The 18,291-nt window shown below is 44.2% G+C and carries 17 protein-coding genes and 2 pseudogenes; 11 read left to right on the forward strand and 8 right to left on the reverse strand.

Going from position 1 to position 18,291, the window contains the following annotated elements:
- The first annotated feature begins 263 nt into the window (after positions 1-263).
- The 6 genes from remA (at position 264) to IQ234_RS14030 (ending at position 3,995) form a co-directional block, all read left to right on the forward strand.
- Complete coding sequence (remA, locus tag IQ234_RS14005) at positions 264-533, forward strand: extracellular matrix/biofilm regulator RemA (protein ID WP_002737924.1); 270 nt, start codon at positions 264-266, stop codon at positions 531-533.
- Between the two features lie 12 nt (positions 534-545).
- Positions 546-1,100, forward strand: coding sequence for a guanylate kinase (gene gmk, locus IQ234_RS14010; RefSeq protein WP_193957546.1), 555 nt, complete (start codon positions 546-548; stop codon positions 1,098-1,100).
- Between the two features lie 139 nt (positions 1,101-1,239).
- Complete coding sequence (gene clpP, locus IQ234_RS14015) at positions 1,240-1,878, forward strand: ATP-dependent Clp endopeptidase proteolytic subunit ClpP (RefSeq protein WP_223210338.1); 639 nt, start codon at positions 1,240-1,242, stop codon at positions 1,876-1,878.
- A gap of 213 nt (positions 1,879-2,091) precedes the next feature.
- Entirely contained in the window at positions 2,092-2,553 is a 462-nt protein-coding gene (locus tag IQ234_RS14020) for a hypothetical protein (RefSeq protein ID WP_193957547.1), read from the forward strand.
- Between the two features lie 129 nt (positions 2,554-2,682).
- Positions 2,683-3,807 carry a tRNA guanosine(34) transglycosylase Tgt gene (gene tgt / locus IQ234_RS14025; protein ID WP_193957548.1) on the forward strand — a complete coding sequence of 375 codons (1,125 nt, stop codon included), beginning with the start codon at positions 2,683-2,685 and terminating at the stop codon, positions 3,805-3,807.
- A gap of 50 nt (positions 3,808-3,857) precedes the next feature.
- Positions 3,858-3,995, forward strand: a complete 138-nt coding sequence (locus tag IQ234_RS14030) for a photosystem II reaction center protein K (RefSeq protein WP_002739211.1) — start codon at positions 3,858-3,860, stop codon at positions 3,993-3,995.
- A 111-nt stretch (positions 3,996-4,106) separates the two neighbouring features.
- On the opposite strand, the gene hetL is transcribed toward IQ234_RS14030, so the two are convergent.
- Together hetL and IQ234_RS14040 are read right to left on the reverse strand one after the other, a co-directional pair.
- The gene (gene hetL / locus IQ234_RS14035) at positions 4,107-4,769 is read right to left on the reverse strand and encodes a heterocyst differentiation pentapeptide repeat protein HetL (RefSeq protein WP_193957549.1); all 663 of its coding nucleotides are present in this window, start codon (positions 4,767-4,769) and stop codon (positions 4,107-4,109) included.
- A 52-nt stretch (positions 4,770-4,821) separates the two neighbouring features.
- On the reverse strand, positions 4,822-5,184 hold the full coding sequence (locus IQ234_RS14040; protein WP_002738764.1) for an ArsR/SmtB family transcription factor: 363 nt from the start codon (positions 5,182-5,184) through the stop codon (positions 4,822-4,824).
- A gap of 583 nt (positions 5,185-5,767) precedes the next feature.
- Between IQ234_RS14040 and gatA the strand changes: the two genes are divergently transcribed.
- A complete protein-coding gene (gene gatA, locus IQ234_RS14045) occupies positions 5,768-7,219 on the forward strand; it encodes an Asp-tRNA(Asn)/Glu-tRNA(Gln) amidotransferase subunit GatA (RefSeq protein ID WP_193957550.1) in 1,452 nt (483 codons plus the stop codon).
- Positions 7,220-7,610: 391 nt separating this feature from the next.
- Here gatA and IQ234_RS14050 read toward each other — a convergent pair whose 3' ends face one another.
- Complete coding sequence (locus IQ234_RS14050; protein ID WP_271953958.1) at positions 7,611-7,976, reverse strand: type II toxin-antitoxin system death-on-curing family toxin; 366 nt, start codon at positions 7,974-7,976, stop codon at positions 7,611-7,613.
- A 17-nt stretch (positions 7,977-7,993) separates the two neighbouring features.
- Entirely contained in the window at positions 7,994-8,191 is a 198-nt protein-coding gene (locus IQ234_RS14055) for a DNA-binding protein (protein WP_193957552.1), read from the reverse strand.
- Between the two features lie 42 nt (positions 8,192-8,233).
- Here IQ234_RS14055 and IQ234_RS14060 point away from each other — a divergent pair.
- Positions 8,234-8,809, forward strand: a pseudogene (locus IQ234_RS14060) (Rpn family recombination-promoting nuclease/putative transposase); the annotation flags it as partial.
- A 502-nt stretch (positions 8,810-9,311) separates the two neighbouring features.
- On the opposite strand, the gene IQ234_RS14065 reads toward IQ234_RS14060, so the two are convergent.
- The 3 genes from IQ234_RS14065 to petE all read right to left on the reverse strand — a co-directional run bounded on the left by IQ234_RS14065 (position 9,312) and on the right by petE (position 13,131).
- Complete coding sequence (locus IQ234_RS14065; RefSeq protein ID WP_193957553.1) at positions 9,312-10,070, reverse strand: sulfite exporter TauE/SafE family protein; 759 nt, start codon at positions 10,068-10,070, stop codon at positions 9,312-9,314.
- 376 nt (positions 10,071-10,446) lie between these two features.
- Positions 10,447-11,448, reverse strand: coding sequence for a pentapeptide repeat-containing protein (locus IQ234_RS14070; protein ID WP_193957554.1), 1,002 nt, complete (start codon positions 11,446-11,448; stop codon positions 10,447-10,449).
- Between the two features lie 1,305 nt (positions 11,449-12,753).
- Positions 12,754-13,131 (reverse strand): plastocyanin, encoded by a 378-nt coding sequence (gene petE, locus IQ234_RS14075; protein WP_046661237.1) that lies wholly within the window; start codon positions 13,129-13,131, stop codon positions 12,754-12,756.
- 192 nt (positions 13,132-13,323) lie between these two features.
- Between petE and petJ the strand changes: the two genes are divergently transcribed.
- The 3 genes and pseudogenes from petJ to IQ234_RS14090 all read left to right on the forward strand — a co-directional run bounded on the left by petJ (position 13,324) and on the right by IQ234_RS14090 (position 16,556).
- Complete coding sequence (gene petJ, locus IQ234_RS14080) at positions 13,324-13,644, forward strand: cytochrome c6 PetJ (RefSeq protein ID WP_002732729.1); 321 nt, start codon at positions 13,324-13,326, stop codon at positions 13,642-13,644.
- Positions 13,645-13,760: 116 nt separating this feature from the next.
- Positions 13,761-15,440, forward strand: coding sequence for a DUF3352 domain-containing protein (locus tag IQ234_RS14085; RefSeq protein ID WP_193957555.1), 1,680 nt, complete (start codon positions 13,761-13,763; stop codon positions 15,438-15,440).
- 166 nt (positions 15,441-15,606) lie between these two features.
- Positions 15,607-16,556 (forward strand): annotated as a pseudogene (locus IQ234_RS14090) (IS630 family transposase).
- A 30-nt stretch (positions 16,557-16,586) separates the two neighbouring features.
- On the opposite strand, the gene IQ234_RS14095 reads toward IQ234_RS14090, so the two are convergent.
- On the reverse strand, positions 16,587-18,291 hold a 1,705-nt coding region (locus tag IQ234_RS14095), incomplete at its 5' end, for a hybrid sensor histidine kinase/response regulator (protein WP_193957556.1).

Genomic DNA, 18,291 nt, shown 5'->3' on the forward strand with positions numbered 1-18,291 from the left:
CCCACTCCCCCTACACCCTACACCCCACTTCCCCATCACCCCAAACCCTCAAAATTCCCTAATTTTCCCGACTGTTGGACTATTTACTCCCTAAGATAGAGACTCGTGTAAACAAATTTAATTAAAATCGCAAAAAACCTGAAAAAATACTAAAATGTGATTAAGAATGTTATTTTTAGCCTTGTAAGGCTAAATCTTTCTCGATAACATTGTAATCATACCTCCACACTCTTTTGTACAAAGGACTACACCTTTGTTAACTTATGGATATACAACTGATCAACATCGGCTTCGGTAATATTGTTTCCGCTAATCGGGTTATCGCCATCGTTAGCCCAGAATCGGCTCCTATCAAACGCATCATCAGTGATGCTCGGGATAAAGGCTGTTTAATCGATGCTACCTATGGAAGACGGACTCGTGCGGTGATCATCACTGATTCTAGTCATGTGGTGCTGTCGGCCATTCAACCGGAAACCGTGGCTCACCGTTTCGTGGTCAACAAGGAAGCCCCTGTTAATAGTAGCAACTAAGTTATTAACCCCATGCAACCCGGTCAATTAATTGTCATTACCGGCCCTAGCGGTGTGGGCAAGGGTACGCTAGTCCGGCATTTACTAACTCGTTTCCCTAACCTCTACCTGTCCGTATCCGCTACTACGCGCCCACCTCGACCGGGTGAAATTGAGGGGGAAGATTACTACTTTCTCGACCGTCCCAGTTTCGAGGAGAAAATGGCAGCGGGACAATTTCTCGAATCGGCCGAATACGCGGGCAACTACTATGGAACACCCCAATCAGCGATCGCTGCTCAATTAGCGGCAGGCCAGACCGTAATTCTAGAAATCGAATTAGAGGGGGCCAGACAGGTCTGTCAAAGCTTCCCCGAAGCGAGGAGAATCTTTATCCTACCCCCCAGTTTCGAGGAATTAGAACGTCGTTTGCGCGACCGGGGCAAAGATAGCGAAACAGCGATCGCCCGTCGTCTGGAACGCGCCCGAGAAGAATTGGCCGCCAGTGAGGAATTCCCCTATCAAATCGTCAACGATGACCTAGAAACCGCTCTAGATGTCATCGAGAAGATTATTTTTAGCCGTTAGCCGTTAGCCGTTAGGGTGTTGGGGTTTTAGGGTGTTGGGGTTTTAGTCGAAATTCCCCAATTCCCCACTTCCCAATTCATAATTCATAATTCATAATTCATAATTTCCCGAATCCCTATCCCCCATTCCCTAAGTTACAATCAAAAAACCAACCGCAGCAGCAAGACAAGAAAGCGCAATGATTCCTACCGTTATTGAAACCACAGGCCGGGGCGAACGCGCCTTCGATATCTACTCCCGACTACTCCGGGAAAGAATCGTCTTTTTGGGACAAGAAGTAACCAGCGACCTGGCTAACCTAATCGTCGCCCAATTACTCTTTCTAGAAGCAGAAGACCCCGAAAAAGATATTTACTTGTATATCAACTCCCCCGGTGGTTCGGTTTCGGCCGGATTAGGGATTTTTGACACCATGAATCAAATCCGTCCCGATGTCAGCACCATTTGTATTGGTTTAGCCGCCAGTATGGGGGCTTTTCTCCTCAGCGCCGGCAAACCGGGCAAAAGAATGAGCCTACCCAACTCGCGGATCATGATTCACCAACCCCTCGGCGGCGCCCAAGGTCAGGCCACCGATATCGAAATTCAGGCCAAAGAAATTCTCTATCTCAAACAATTACTCAATCAACACCTAGCTAGTCATACTGGTAAACCTCTCGACCTCATCGCCGAGGATACGGAAAGGGATTTCTTTATGTCCGCCGAAGAGGCTCTAGACTATGGTTTAATCGATCAGGTGATCGATCGCAGTCCTTCCGCTTCCAACCCTCCCCAGTAAATAATCATGATCGGGTAGGCCCTGTCTACCCAAATTTTTGTAAATATTTAGTAAGCAGAAGTTAATCATCGATCATCGTTATTAATCTTAAGTAACAGTGAAAAGTTCTAGCGGATTGGGTTAAGATCGAGACGTAACCCGAAAAAATTGCAACAGGAATCGGTAGAAACACCCGGTGGGTTATTAACGGAAATTTTTTTACTGGCAATCCCTATGAACTATCATCCGCCCTCACAGCCCCTGCCCGCCCCCTGTATTATTGACTCTGGCGTGGTCATCGCTAAAGAAGATATGCGTCGTCTCCTCGATGATATCGGACGAGTTCGCTACATCCATAGTCTCGAAGGGGTGATTCAGAGTGAAGGGGAGGGATGGATAGTGGAAGTTTTCGCCGATTATCAGCAAAGCACCCTAGTCGCTAACTACAGTCTTTATCTGAATACCTATAGCTTCGATTATCTGCGTTTAACCCGCTCTCCTGACGGTGAAACCTATTTTGATCTGATCCAAGACAATCGGCAATTACGGCTGATTCCCCTGAGTAATCCACTGCAAGACCCCGATGCGAAAGCCCGTCTCAATGCTGATACCCTCGAAGCCATGGTTACTCAGGTACTTTCTGCTAAGTGGGATGTGCAGTTTGAAGACGAAGACGACAACGACTGCCCCTTTTAGGCAGTGAGCAGAAATACTGGTTACTAATAACAAGGGCCGATTTTTCGGTAGGAGAATTGCCAGATTCTGTCTTTTGCCTCTTGCCTTCAGAAGCTGATAACTGATAACTGATAACTGATAACTGAAACAGTGGGATTTTCCTTTGAATTAATCGCCCAGTGTCCCCAAACTGGTGCGCGGGTTGGGGTTTGGCATACTCCCCACGGACCGGTAGAAACACCCCGTTTTATGCCCGTGGGAACTTTGGCCACGGTGAAAGGTTTGACCCCTGCTCAAATCGCCAGCACGGGGGCGCAAATGATTCTCGCTAATACCTATCACCTGCATCTGCAGCCCGGAGAAAGTATTATCGAGAGAGCGGGAGGTTTACACGATTTTATGGCATGGAATCAGCCAATATTAACAGATTCGGGTGGATTTCAGGTGTTTAGCCTGAGTCAACTGCGGCAAATTAAAGAATCGGGAGTCACCTTTCGATCGCCCCGGGACGGTAGAATAATCGAAATTACGCCAGAAAAATCGATTCAGATTCAAAATGCCCTCGGTGCTGATGTGATTATGGCCTTCGATGAATGTCCCCCCACGGGAGTCAGTCATGAGACCATGAAGGCATCCATAGAACGCACCTATCGCTGGTTAGAGCGCTGTCTGACGGCCCATCAACGACCTCAAGAACAGGCTTTATTCGCCATAGTACAAGGGGGAATTTATGAGGATTTACGGGCAGCGGCGGCGGAATCTTTAGTAAAACTCGATTTACCCGGTTATGCTATCGGTGGCGTGAGTGTGGGGGAAGAAACGAGCCTAATTCATCGCATTGTCCAGATAACTGCCCCTTTACTCCCCGAAAATAAACCCCGTTATCTGATGGGAGTGGGAACCTATCGAGAAATGGCCAAGGCGATCGCTAGTGGCATAGATCTGTTTGATTGTGTCATTCCCACCCGTTTTGGTCGCCATGGCACAGCTTTGGTGCGGGGAGAGCGTTGGAACCTCAAAAATGCCCGTTTTAAGGAGGATTTCGCCCCTTTAGACGAGACTTGTGCCTGTTACACCTGTCAACACTTTAGCCGTGCCTATCTGAATCATTTAATTAAATCGGGGGAAATGTTGGGTTATATTCTCTTATCTCTGCACAATATCGCCGAATTAATTAGATTTACCCGTGAAATTCGTCAATCTATCCTGGGGGGGACTTTTGCCCAAGATTTTGCCCCTTGGCTTGAGGATGCCGTAGATGTTACCCCAACGTGATAGAATTTCAGGAAACGTTTTAAAATTTTCTTGTCAAGGTAGATAGAGAGATGGAAACTGCACTTTTGTTCGCCAAATTGCCAGAAGCATACCAAATTTTCGACCCCTTAGTCGATGTCCTGCCCCTGATTCCCCTATTTTTCCTCTTGCTGGCCTTTGTTTGGCAAGCATCCGTCGGTTTTAAATAAATCGACCCTTAATTATCAGTTATCAGTGATCAGTTATCAGATGTGATTTTTAAGTGAAATGACATCTTTTCACTGATTACTGGTTACTGTTTACTGAAAAAGCTTCCCAGATTAAAACAAAGTCCCGGTTAAATCAGCACCGGTTAAGTCCACATCTTCTAAAATTGCCCCGCGCAAATCCGCATAACTGAGATCCGCACCCCGGAAACTGGCCCCGGTGAGATCGGTGATAAATCCGTCTCTTTCGGGACTAGCACGAAAATTAACCCGGCAAAGTCGGCAATTGGCGAAATTAGCCCGATATAACAGGGAACCGCTCAGATTAGCATAGTTGAGATCGGCTCCGCAAAAGTTAGTTTTGCCTAAGTCGGTGCGTTGGTCGGAAGTGGAGCGAAAATCCGTATCAATTAATACGGCCTGCTGGAGATTAGCACTGTTGAGATTAACACCGTTTAAGACGGCTTTGGTTAAATAAGCGGCTTCTAAATTGGCTTCGATCAGATTAGCTCCGCTTAAGTCCGCATCGCGTAAACAAGCTCGATAAAAATCCACTTGACTTAAATCTGCTCCCCAGAGAATCGCCTCACTTAAATCCGCTTCTCTCAGCAGCGATCGCGCGAGGCGTATTTTTCCTAACCGGGCCTGTCGCAGATCAGCACGGCAAAAATTGACTCCTGGGAGGGAAATATTAGTTAAGTCGCCTTCCCGTAGATTAATCCCCCGAAAATCTCTTTCTCCCTCCCGATAGCGTTGACAAAGTTCTTTTAGGAGCATGGAAATTTTTCCGTATCATAATTGAGGCAAAATGTCAAGGGTTTAGTGATTTTTATTTAGGGAGATGGAAAGCCGGCAGACTCTCAAATTCCCGGGCCCGTTGACGCATTTGCTGACTAATGCGATCGCAAACCACCTGACAGAGATCATAGATGACGGGGTCGGTAATTTGATAGTAAACGCTGACTCCTTGGGGTTGCCGCGAGATAATTCCCGCTTGGGTTAAAGCTTTCAGGTGTTTGGAGAGATTGGCCTGACCTAGTCCGGTAGCTTCAGCGATTTCTTTACCATTCATTGCACCTAATTGCAAGCAACTGAGAATTTGTAGGCGACTGACTTCCGACAGGACCTTGAAATAGTCCGCCACCGAAGCGAGGACGACGCTAGAGGTTTGGGGGGAGAAACTGTCTAACATAGGTGGGTAATAAAGTGACCAGTTAAAAAGGCTGACAATAGGTGATCGTTTAAAACTTTATAACTATTGACTACTATAGTTTAACTGGAAAGGTAACTAGAGTCTAGTCGGCAAACTCGATCGAGAGCGGTAAAATCTTTTCCATGAAGATTTGCACATCTGCCTTAGTCATGGTACTAAGGGCATAACCTTGATAGAGATAGCCAACTCGATCAAAGTGTGTAGTCTAAATTGTCTAATTGCCAGATATTATATAGCGTTTCCTGTTCGCAAGAGGTACATTATCGATATTGAAAAGCTTAATCAGCAAAGGTTTAACTGTGCCACACAGGTATGAGAAACGCTATAGTCATTTCAGATAAGTCTGATACAGACTAGACCGATAAAACCCTTATGAACTCTGGCATTGATATTCTCAATCTTAATTGAAATGACTATAAAAGTCATAACTGTAGGTTTTCCTTCGAGGCTTTCCTTTAATTTTAGGGGATTAGCTGACCGACAGCCAAACTGACGCTAAAATAGTCTTTGCTGTCTGGGGTTGTTGCTTGCTCCTGACGGTGGTTGTAACCGGTAACTGAACATGACTTCGATTCGTCAACTGCATCAACAACTCGTTAATAAAGAAAAAACAGCCGTCGAAATCGCCACAGAATTTATCGCTCGTATTCAAGCGATCGAACCACAAGTAAAAAGCTTTCTCCATTTAACCCCGGATTTAGCCCTCGCACAAGCCCAAAAAGTGGACGAGAAAATAGCTAGAGGTGAATCTCTGCATCCCTTGGCAGGTATTCCCATCGCATTAAAAGATAATCTCTGCACCAAAGGTATCCCCACCACCTGCGCTTCTCGGATTTTAGAGAATTTTGTCCCCCCCTACGAGTCCACCGTTACCCAAAAATTACGAGATTTAGGGGCAGTTATCGTCGGTAAAACCAATTTAGACGAGTTTGCCATGGGTAGTTCCACGGAAAACTCTGGTTATCACGTTACTGCTAATCCTTGGGACTTATCCCGGGTGCCGGGGGGATCTTCCGGGGGTTCAGCTGCGGCTGTGGCCGCTCAAGAATGCGTGATTGCCCTAGGATCGGATACGGGTGGATCAATTCGTCAACCAGCTTCATTTTGTGGCGTTGTTGGGTTAAAACCGACCTATGGCTTAGTTTCTCGCTTTGGTTTGGTGGCTTACGCTTCTTCTCTCGATCAGATTGGTCCCTTTGGTCGTACCGTAGAAGATGCGGCGATTTTATTACAAGCGATCGCAGGTTACGATCCCCAAGATTCTACCAGTCTCAATCTGCCGATTCCCGACTATAGCCAATTCCTGAAAACCAGTTTAAAAGGGCTAAAAATTGGCGTAATTAAGGAAACTTTCGGGGAAGGTTTGGATCAGGTGGTTGCTGAGGCAGTTAATCAAGCTTTAGAGCAGTTAAAGGCTCTCGGTGCCACAATTAAAGAGATTTCCTGTCCCCGTTTCCGTTACGGATTGCCCACCTACTACATTATCGCTCCCTCGGAAGCGTCGGCGAATTTAGCCCGTTACGATGGGGTTAAATACGGTATTCGGGAAGATGCCGATAGTTTGATTGATATGTACACCAAGACTCGCGCTCAGGGTTTTGGTGCGGAAGTTAAGCGCCGGATTATGTTGGGAACCTATACCCTCTCGGCGGGTTATTATGATGCTTATTACCTGAAAGCACAAAAGGTAAGGACTTTGATCAAAGAGGATTTCGATCGAGCTTTTCAATCGGTAGATGTGTTAGTTTCTCCCACTTCACCGACCACAGCTTTTAAAGCCGGGGAAAAAACGGCGGATCCTCTGAGTATGTATTTATCGGATTTAATGACTATTCCCGTCAATTTAGCCGGTTTACCCGGGTTAAGTCTTCCCTGCGGTTTTGATGGGCAAGGTTTGCCGATTGGTTTACAATTAGTGGGTAATGTGCTGCGCGAAGATCAATTATTTCACGTCGCCCACGCCTACGAACAATCCACCGATTGGCACAAACGTCAACCATCTTTTACAAATTGATACAATTGCCGATGGCTATCTTTTGCCGGTAGCCATCAAGTAAAAATCGGCAACACTGAAAATGTCTCAAGTCTTCTCTTAATTGGGGACAAGTTACCGAAAAAGCTGTTACTTCGTCATCCCATTGTAAGTTGAGCGGCAGCCGCCAAACTTGGCTCTTCGGTTTGTGTTATGCAATGGACAGGAGTTATAAGGAATGGAAACCTTATATAGAAAGGCATTTAGCGATTTTTGTCAATTGTTTTTGATCTAGAGCGAACTAATCAATTAAGTCTCTTGCCAGATAAGGATTTAGTCGATTTATGCCCCCTATCGAACCATACCAAGTAACGAAGAACCCCAAACTTTGGCTTTTATAAATCACTTTGGTAAGGTCGAATCCAACACGGTGTTAGCTTGCTCCAACGTTTTGCCGTAACCAGTTGGTAAAGGCATCACGTTCTAATTCACCAGAGGCTAAAGCTAAAATGACTCGTTCTTGCTCATCTACAAAAGCATTAATCTCTAGTCCATTCAACACCAGAAATGTTTCCATTGCCCCATGACCAGTGCGCTTGTTGCCATCAAGAAATGGGTGATTCATCACAATTGAAAACCCCAAAGCTGAAGCTTTATCAACAATTGTCGGATAAAGATCCTGTCCGTCAAATGTCATGCGTGGTTGAGCAATAGCAGACTCTAAAGAACCTAGGTCACGAATACCCATAGCTCCTTGAGACTGTTGAATAATTTGATGATGTAAATCGAGGACTTCCACTAATGTTAGATAGCGTATCATGCTAAACGACGATAAAGTTCAGCGTTTTTCTTGAGTACATAGCTTGATGCTTGAGTAAATTCGTTTTTAGGATCAACCAACCAATCTTCTATGCTGGCACTGAGTAAGTCTTCAGGGGAAACTTGGCTGTTCTGAGCTAACTGTTGTAATCGTCGAAACTGCTCATCTGAGATATTAACAGTAATGGAAGCCATCAAAAACCTCTCAATAGTCTAAATATTTAACATTATAACCTCAGTCAGATCTTCCTCTATCTCCACCAAACGGACTTAAGCAACAACTGGCAGGGAGTAGTTATTTATCCTCGGCGTTCAGTGGAAAGCTTAGAGACTGCTCGTTATGGGGAGTTAATCAACTCAGGCAAGATTTTACGTTTTTATCTCGAGGAATTAAGGGAAGTGGAATCCCTGGGAATATCAATGTTACAGTTAATTATAGCACCCACCGCAAGAGCGATCGAGCAAGGAAAACAATTAATTCCACGGATTAGAGAAGAATTCCCTAATCTCAAACAACAGCAAGAACTTTTAGAATTGATAGAGACAATCTTGGTTTATAAGTTACCCCAAGTCAGTAGAAAGGAGATAGAAGCGATGTTTAGTTTAAGCGATTTAAAACAAACTAAAGTGTATCAGGAAGCTTTAGAGGAAGGTAGAGAGGAAGGTAGAGAGGAAGGCCGACAAGAAGGCGAATTAGCGGCAAAATTAGCCTCTATTCCTCGTTTATTGGCATTAGGATTAAACGTTGAACAGATAACACAAGCTTTAGAATTAGATATCGAACAGGTTAGACAAGCAACTCAAGGGGAATAGGAAAAGTTCAAAGCGATCTCATTTTAATAATGGTTTCCCAATCTCGATCGCTATCAATTAACAGTAAATGATTCTCCTAACTTTGATAAATTGATATAATTGCCGGTGGCTATCTTTTGCCGGTAGCCATCAAGTAAAAATCTTCATCATGAAAATCAAATCTCTTCAAATCTTGCGATAGCTTGAGTTGCTCATCTATTTTTTTTTGCTTGCATTTGATCTTCAGATGTCCATTCTGTCACATCTACATCAATGATATCTTCAGATATTCCTTCCTTGCTGTGTGGGCATTTCAAGTGATACCAGTCAATCAGAATAGTTACAAAATCCTAACATTTAGTCGATTTTTGCTTAACAATTGAGATGGAAAATTCTCCTCAAATATGCCTGAATCGTCCTCTGGACAAGCAACAGACACAAAGTTCATTTTATCAAGGATTATTAAGATGCGCTTACCCTGGATGTTAATTAAGTATCTCTGCCATTACTTCAGAAAAACGGTCTAAGAGCAAGCGCGGATCAAGAAATAAATGGCCATCAGTAGCATAAAAATATAAAAAGTAATCCGCACCAATTGATCGGGTAATTTCGGTAAAAAACGAGTGGTTACTTGTACACCTAGAGAACCACCGATACCTAAAATAATCCCTTCTAGATAAAGAATATAACCGGCTTGGGCATGAGCGAAACAGGCGGCGATCGAATTGAGTAAAACCACACCTAAACTGGTGACAATGGCGATTTTGATCTTTTCTGCCAAAAAAATCATTTGTAGTGGCACCATGATCGCTCCACCACCAATTCCGAAAATACCAGCTAGAAATCCGGCGATTCCTCCAGTTAGCAGACGGGCTAGATTAGGATTTAATCTAATAGCAGAAACTGACTCTTTTTGGCTTAAATTTTGCTTGAGATTGGTTAAATAGATATTGAGCAGCAAAAAACAACCAAAAGCCGCTTCTAGGAGGTGTTTAGGGCTAGATTTGACCAGATAAACCCCGATAAATGCCGTAAAAATCCCGGGTAAACCTAAGAGGAGAACTCGCTGCCATTTGAGGAAACCTAATCGCCAATTTTGGATCGTACCCCCTAGGGAAGTAAAAACAATCGCTAAACTGCTGGTAGCCACCGATTCCCCATAACTGTAGCCCAAATTTAACAGGATCGCCACGGAGATAGTGCCACCCCCAATACCGAATAAACCCGCTAATAAGCCCGAAAAAACGCCTGTTATCAGTAAAATAAAGTAATTGTTCGGCATTATCTTCGGTTCATGGCCTTGAAGGATCTGAGTAGTCGTGCAAAATCAATTTCCTAGTCGAGACAGGAGACGGGAGACAGTAAGCTGTTCGTAATTTAAATTGCTTTTTGAGACGAGGCAAGGGGCAAGAGGCAACAGTAAAGCGATTGGGGGAGGTTCGGCTAATCTAAGAATAAGCGGTTTAAATGCGTCTTAGCTTATTCAGGAGATTATTTTTATTTATTCTCCCCTCTCCCCACTCCCAACTCCGGCACTCCCCACTCCCAATTCATAATTTATAATTCATCATTTATAATTCATCATTACCAAAAGAAAAACCCCACGGTTATAGAAACCTCGGCAGAAAAGTCTCTACAACCGGGTTTTTCTAGGAATCTTAGGAAAGGAGATTGCCGCGACTACCGTTAGGAAGAATAGTTTCTTCGAGGGAAGCGGAAAGAAGATTATTTTCGGTTAAAATCGCCCCGATTAAGTTAGCTCGTTTGAGATTAGCTCGTTTAAGATTGCTTCCCACTAAATAACTTAAGAGTAATCCCGCTTGGTGTAGGTTAGCACCGGAAAGGTTAGCGGAGGCTAAATTAGCGCCGAGAAGATTACAACCAGTTAAGTTAGCCTGGCGAAAATTGGCTTTATTAGCGTCAGTTTTGCTTAAATCGGCACCGGTTAAGTTAGCTCCCTCAAAATCACTACAATTGAGGTTAGCTCCCGTCAGATTAGCTCCTTCCAGGTTAGCATAACGTAAATCCGCCCCGCGTAAATCCGCCCCGCGCAAATCAGCATAGCTGAGGTCGGCGTATTGAAGGTGGCAGTTTTCCAGATTAGCTTGATACAGATAGGCTCGAATTAGGTTAGCCTCTTTTAAGTTAGCATGGCTAAGATTAGCACAGCTAAGAATAGCACGAGTGAGAATAGCCCGTTTTAGGTTAGCTTTCTCCGCCATGGCATGGGTTAAAGTGGCTGAGGTGAGATTAGCGGCTTCCAGATTCGCTTTGAACAGTTGGGCAAAAAGTAAGCTACTGTGAATTAAACAGGCAGAACTTAAATCGGCCTTTTTGAGAATGGTATTACTCAAAATTGCGCCGCTTAGGTTACTTTGGTGCAAATTTGCCCCAGAAAGAGCGGCTTTAGTTAGGTTAGCGTCGATAAGACAAGCTTTGCTTAAATTAACTTCTTCCAGGGAAGCGGCATTGAAATTGGCGTTAATTAAACAAGCTTCGGTTAAATTGGCTTGTCTTAAGTAACTATGACTTAGGTTAATCTGGTTTAAACACTGTCTCTTTAAATTGACTCCGCTAAGTCTGACTTCAGCAAAGTTGCGTTCACCTCGATTATACAGTTCGATTAGATGTTCACGATCGGTTAAGGCATTGCTACTCATAAAATGACTAAATTGTTCTGGAAGGTGGTTTCCAGAGAATTGGTTGGGGAAAATTACTGGTCATGAAGTCGATCTCTAAAATTAGTACAGAGAGCGACTGGGGATTTTTGCGAATAAATAGAAATTTTCAACCAATTACGGGCTTAAAATCCCTATTGACAATTACTAAAGCGGGTAAATAACTACAAGAATCGGGGTTCAATACCAAAAACAAACTCTACCTAAACCCGCCACTTGTTACCAGCCAGGTCTAGGCATTAAATTAGAGAAGTCTTGTGCGTCAGTTTTTCTGACTGAATCTACTGCCTCGCCGATGTCTTGACTCGGTATCATACAGTTGAATTTGTTAGGTCTGCTTAGTCAGTCCGGTAGCCAACAGGCTAAAACTCTTAATCACCAGATTTCGGGGACTTTCTAGTTGAGCAATCATAAAACTTCGTAAAAGTCAATCCCTCTTGGGGATAAATCGCCCTATTCCTTTCCCTGAAGCCTTGCTCTGATTAGTTTATCAGGTTGTGGCCTGTTTTGGCAAGAGGAGTTAATGGCTTTTTAATCAATTCGCCAAAAGGCTTGATTTTCCCTAGTGGTTAACGAAGGCAAGGGACAGGAGGCAGTCCCGATGAAAAAATTTTCACCACCAGAGATGAAAGAGGTTTCTTTCCCTAGGTGATTTCTGATCAAGAAGATACCTGATAGATTAAAGTAGGGGAAATGGGGATCTTCTCGACTTTGTGTGATAATCAGTGCTTATCATTCGTAAGAGTCTTGCCAGACAAGGCTTTGAAGACTATATTTCCCGAAAATTATCGGCTGCATCTCAATTTTGTGACTTTCCCTCACATACTTGGTGAGCAGCAGAAGTTATTCAAAGAGGGCGAATGCAATTCGCCCCTACAATCCTATCATTGCGCCAATGGTAGGGGCGCACCGTGGTCAGTGAGTTTATCGAACTGCGTGCGCCCAAAATGTCATCTAGATATTTCGACAAAATTGAGATGCACCCAAATTATCCCTATTCTTCCTCCTTCCACACAAAAACCAGGGCTCTTCTGGTTTCTGTGTGGAAACGAAGTCTATACTGATAGAATATCCGCAAAATAGTCTTAAAAGTTTTGTCCAGTAAGCATTTCACGATTCCATAAGCAAAAATTATCACACAAAGCCGAGAAGAGCCAAACCAGAAGAACCCCAACTGAAGAACTTCACTGATTACTGTTTACTGATAACTGAAAAGTCTTCATAATTCCCAAAAAAAAACAACCCGCGGCAGTTAACCGCGAGTTATTTTTGGCTAAAATCGGATCATTACTGAACGGTAATCGTTCCGACCATACCAGCACCGCGATGGGGTTCGCAGTAGTAGGTGTAAGTACCCGGTTCGCTGAAAGTGCTTTCAAAGGACTCCCCGGCGGAAAAAGCTAGGCCCTTATGGGATAATTTGCTGGCTTGGGCTTCGGGAACTTTGGTACTATCGAAAACGATGTTATGGGGAGAAAGTTTGTTATTGACCCATTTCACCGTATCTCCTGCTTTAATAGTCAGGGTGGGGGGATCAAATTGTAGTGTACCCGCATCACCGCCCATCTTCACCGTGAAGGTTTCCGCAGCAGCGGAGGCAGTGTTGAAGAAGAAGCTAGAGACGACTAGCACCACGGTAGCGACCAATAAACCTAATTTTTTCATGCTTGTTAATCCTTTACACGAGGGGAGATGACAAGTTTGACAGCCTGTCTTTTGACAAAAAAGTAAAAGTTTGCTTTTAACTGTCCCATGAATTAATTCTACACCAAGTTTGACAGCTTGTCTTTTGACAAGAAAACCGTTTTTTTCTGACGATGGTTGGGGAATTTCTTAAGAAATAGAGGAGAACCTATCGTGAAAAGATTATTAATTTCCCTGTGTTTGCTCTTGGCTGTGGTTACTTTCGGTATGGCTCGTCCCGCTTTAGCTGATGGGGCTTCGATTTTCAGTGCTAACTGCGCTTCCTGCCACATGGGCGGTAAAAACGTGGTTAATGCCGCTAAAACCCTGAAAAAAGAAGATTTAGTTAAATACGGCAAAGATTCCGTTGAAGCTATCGTTACCCAAGTTACCAAAGGTATGGGTGCGATGCCCGCTTTCGGTGGTCGTCTCAGCGCTGAAGATATCGAAGCTGTAGCTAATTATGTCCTCGCTCAAGCGGAAAAAGGCTGGTAAAAGTTAGTTATCGGTGGCGAGTTATCGGTTATCAGTCTGGTAAGAATTGTAGCGATCGAAATTCTTGGGTCATTTGCTGGCTTAAAATAGCTAATGGTTTATCTCGGGACAAGGTTGTGAAATTGCGATCGTTTTTCTATATTTTAGGTGCGACGGTAATCATTCTCCTAGTAGTCGCTACAGCCAGTTTTGCTTGGATTCTCGCCGATAGTCCTCTGTCTTTGCTCAAAGGTGGGGTGCTGCGGGAACCAGCGGCGGCGATTTTTGTGCCGAAACAGGCCCCGGTTATGGTATCCTTGCTGGTCAATCCCGAACGTTTGGAGTCTTTTGGTCAATTAATCGCTACACCGGCTAATCGACGACGTTCCCACCAAGAAATTAAGGATTTAGAAAAAAGTCTGCTCGGTAAAACGGGATTGAATTATCAAAAGGAAATCAAACCCTGGTTAGGGGAGGAAATTACCCTCGCTGTTACTTCCCTAGATTTCGATCGCGATACCGATAATGGTATCCAACCGGGTTATCTTTTGGCAATTCAAAGTAAAGATGGCGAACGCGCTAAGGAATTTCTGCAAGCTTCCTACTCAAAACAGGCGGTTTCGGGCAAATTTGACCTGGTTTTTGAACCCTACAAGGGAGTTAACCTGATTTATCAACGTCCCTTGACTGCGGGAGATAATAATCGTTTTCTCGCTAGTGCCGTGGTGGGTGATACGGTGCTTTTTGCCAATAATATCAAGGTTTTGCGCGAGGCACTTAATAACGTGCAAGTACCAGATTTAAACCTAAAAAATAGCCCTGATTACCAAGAAGCCCTAAAAAATATCACTGAACCGCGTATAGCTATAGTTTACGGCAATTTACCCCCGTTATCGGCTTGGATCGCTAATCAACCCGTCCCGGAGAGTCCCGAAGCGAAACAACGATTAGCCACGGCTTTTACGCTTAAATCCGGGGGAATAGTCGCTCAAACCGCCTTAATTGGGGTTTTAGGACAGGATGACCAAGCACCAATTTTATCTAGTCCTGTGGGAGCATTATCTTTTATCGGCGAAAATAGCCTTTTAGTCGCCGCTAGTCGCGATTTAAATCGTTTTTGGACTCAGGTAGAGGAGGGGTTAGAAGCAGATAGTCCCCTACAGGAATTAATAACACAGGTCTTAAACCGCTTCCAGTCGCCTTTAGGTTTAAATTTGCCTGAAGACGTTTTTAGCTGGGTTAGAGGCGAATATAGTCTCGCTCTCGTGCCTAGTTCAAAGGGGATGGAACCCGATAGTGTTTTTGTAGGGGAACGGGTGATGGGGGTAGAGGTGGACAGTGCGATCGAGCATTTGGATGAGTTGGCCCGCAGTCGCGGCTATAATGTGGTTAATCTGCCTTTACTCGATCGAACGGTGACAGCTTGGACAAAGTTAACCACGGCAGTCCCGGAAGGAAAAGCGCAACTAGAGACGCTCGTGACGGGAGTGCATACTAGAGTCGATAATTATGAAATTATTGCCAGTTCTGTGGAAGCGATGGGTTTAGCTTTATCTGCACAGAAAAACCCCATCTTAAGTAGTGGTAAGTTTCGACAGGCAATTACTGCTCTACCCGCAGAAAATGATGGTTATTTTTACGTCGATTGGCGACAATTGCAACCGGTAATCGAGGCAAAATTCCCGATCGTGCGGGTGTTAGAATTATCGATTAAGCCTTTATTTAATAATCTGCGTTCTCTTACTATTAGCAGCCAAGGCAGTGAAAATTCTGTGCGTAGGGGAACGATTTTCTTTAATCTGGGGGTGAAGTCTTAATCAGTTATTGGAGCTATAGCGGTGTGCAGTCGTATGAGGTACAGTGTCACGAGCTATAAACCATGCTAGGCAAAGCTTGGTTTGTATCTCACTCAAGCGCTTACCGCTATATGAGGTACAATGAAAAGCAAATAGACAAATAAATAATAGAACTCGCCAGCTTCCTATGAGACCCTATTCCGTAGATTTTCGCCAAAAAATTATCGATGTCTGGAAGAAAGAAAAAATTTCCATTCGAGGACTAGCCCAGAGATTTGACGTGGCTAAAAGCTTTATTCAGAAGTTATTGAAGCAACATAAAGAAACAGGAGATATCCGTCCTCGTCCCCAAGGGGGAAGTCCGCCAACCAAGTTAAATAGTGAACAACTGATAATTTTAATAGAAATCATCGAAGCTAACAATAATGCAACTCTCGAAGAATTATCGGACTTACTGTATGAAAAGACACAGGTGAAAGTCAGTAGAGCCACCCTGGGGCGGCTTACGCAAAAACTCAATTACAGTTTAAAAAAAAAACACTACACGCGGCGGAAAAAGAAAGTGAAAGCGTACAGCAAAAAAGAGTAGGATACTGGTCATAAGTTAGGGAAATTGAGGCATTAAAACTAATTTTTATCGATGAATCGGGGGTAAATTTAGCCCTGTTGAGACTCTATGCTAGAGCCTTAATTGGCCAAAGAGATCGGGGAAGAAAACCACAAAAAAGAGGGAGAAATATTTCAATAATTAGTGCTATAAGCTTAGAAAAAGTTGTCGCATCAGTCAATATATACGGTGCAGTGGATGCGGGAACATTTGAAGGATTTATTCTGAAGGAAGTGCTGCCAAAAATTAAAGAAGGAGACTGTCTGATTATGGATAACGCCAAGATTCATCTCGGAGAAATGGTCAGAGAAATAATCGAACAAGAAAAAGCTAGACTAATCTATTTACCTCCTTATTCTCCCGAATTCTCTCCTATTGAAAACTTTTGGTCAAAAGTCAAAGCGATGTTAAGAAAACTGAAGGCGAGAACTTACAAAGACTTAATAGAAGGGATTGAATTGGCTATGTTAGAAGTTACTCAAAAAGATATTCGCAATTGGTTTACTCACTGTTGCTACTGTACCTCATAAGTCAGAGAATTGCTATAGTATGACTTGCCCTTACCGTTTTTTGTGGCGAGAAAAAGCCAGATCAGCAGTCTCGATTACCTTTAATAGCTGTTCGATGCGGTTTTCCGTTGGGGGGGCCAAACAGGGAAAAACGGCTAAACCCGGGATTTGATTAGCCACCTCGGTGACAGCCACATCAAGGGTGACTAGGGGTAAATTAGCTAGGGTTTCCGACTCGCTCAAGGTTTGCAGATAAGAGTATAAATCTTCTGCGATCGAACTATCGATTAAGATAGCGTCCACCTCCCAGACAGTAGCTAAAAGTTCCGCCTGTTCGCAACTATCGGCCTCAATAAAACGATAATTTTCCCGGACTAATTGATTATTCCAAATCCAGCTAAAGGAAGATAAATCGGAGAAATTGGGGGCATAATGACCGTGTAAACGCAGCAGAGTCGGAGCAGTGCGCCGTTTTCGGCTAGGAACGGGGGAAACGGTCAGATTTAAGCAAGCTTGCAGCGCAGCTGAGGTGATCGGCGGAACCAGAAAACTATCGGCCCCTTGCTGTTGACTGCGGTTGCGCTCAGAATCAGCGGCGGTGACAATAACTTTTATATCTTTGGTTTGGGGATGGGATTTCAGCAGCGTTAACACATCCCAACCGGACAAGAGGGGTAGATTGGGATTGAGAAAAACACAACGGGGTTTTAACTGCCGGGCTTTTTCGATCGCCTCAGTGCCGCTACGAGCGATAATGGCTTTTAATCCCAATTCACTCAAGCGATCGACAAATTGTTCGATCACTTGGGGATTAGCTTCCACCACCAACACCAGACGCTGGGGAGTGGCGGACTCCTGATCGGCACTTTGGGGATGAACCGGCAGCAGTAAGGTAAATTGACTGCCTTCCTGGGCCCTGGAGACAAAGGATAGATCGCCACCGTGACAGCGTGCTAATTTTTGGCTGAGGACTAAACCTAAACCCGCACCCTCAAATTGACGGGTGAAAGGACTTTCTAGCTGTTGGAATTTCTGAAAAATCAGATGCTGGGATTCTTCCGGAATACCGATCCCCGTATCCCAGACGGTAAAAGCCAGCCAATTTTCCCAACGATTGACTTTAATGCCCAAATTACCGCCATCAATGGTGAATTTTACCGCATTATCTAACAAATGCACTAACATCTGTTGTAAACGGGCTTCATCGGCCAGAACATAATCTAACCCCGATTCGATGTCAAGACGATAGCTGCTGGGGATATCTAGACGTTGGGGATATTTATCGACGATGATATCGTACACCCGTTGACAGAGGCGATCGATTTTGACTCTAGTTAAAGTTAATTGTAGTTGTCCTGTCTCTAGGCGGGTTAAATCGAGGAGATCATTGACCAAAGCCATCAACTGGCGACCGCTGCGATAGATTAAATCGGCATATTTGGACTGTCGGGGGTTAAGTTCACCGATTTTTTGTTCCCGCAGCAGACTGGAGAGACCGATAACGGCGGTGAGGGGCGATTTAAACTCATGGCTGACACAGGCGAGAAATTCATCCTTAAGACGATTTAAATGGACTAGATCGGCATTTTTAACCGCTAATTCCTGACAATATTGCTGTTGTTCGGTGATATCGGTGGCTAACAGTAACCACAGTCCTGAAGCTTTCTCGATCAAAGGATAATTATCCGTTAAATTTAACGGCGCGGACAACAGGCGCCAAGTCTTGGCTACACCCGATGTCACCGTTTCTAGACGC

The organism is Microcystis aeruginosa LEGE 91341, assembly GCF_015206885.1.
Classification (GTDB): Bacteria; Cyanobacteriota; Cyanobacteriia; order Cyanobacteriales; family Microcystaceae; genus Microcystis; species Microcystis aeruginosa_H.

Coding starts and splice junctions, on each gene's coding strand:
- gmk (WP_193957546.1), top strand. CDS start 546: ATGCAACCCGGTCAATTAATTGTCATTACCGGCCCTAGCGGTGTGGGC.
- IQ234_RS14040 (WP_002738764.1), bottom strand. CDS start 5,184: ATGTTAGACAGTTTCTCCCCCCAAACCTCTAGCGTCGTCCTCGCTTCG.
- remA (WP_002737924.1), top strand. CDS start 264: ATGGATATACAACTGATCAACATCGGCTTCGGTAATATTGTTTCCGCT.
- IQ234_RS14030 (WP_002739211.1), top strand. CDS start 3,858: ATGGAAACTGCACTTTTGTTCGCCAAATTGCCAGAAGCATACCAAATT.
- IQ234_RS14065 (WP_193957553.1), bottom strand. CDS start 10,070: ATGCCGAACAATTACTTTATTTTACTGATAACAGGCGTTTTTTCGGGC.
- IQ234_RS14020 (WP_193957547.1), top strand. CDS start 2,092: ATGAACTATCATCCGCCCTCACAGCCCCTGCCCGCCCCCTGTATTATT.
- hetL (WP_193957549.1), bottom strand. CDS start 4,769: ATGCTCCTAAAAGAACTTTGTCAACGCTATCGGGAGGGAGAAAGAGAT.
- IQ234_RS14070 (WP_193957554.1), bottom strand. CDS start 11,448: ATGAGTAGCAATGCCTTAACCGATCGTGAACATCTAATCGAACTGTAT.
- gatA (WP_193957550.1), top strand. CDS start 5,768: ATGACTTCGATTCGTCAACTGCATCAACAACTCGTTAATAAAGAAAAA.
- petE (WP_046661237.1), bottom strand. CDS start 13,131: ATGAAAAAATTAGGTTTATTGGTCGCTACCGTGGTGCTAGTCGTCTCT.
- IQ234_RS14055 (WP_193957552.1), bottom strand. CDS start 8,191: ATGGCTTCCATTACTGTTAATATCTCAGATGAGCAGTTTCGACGATTA.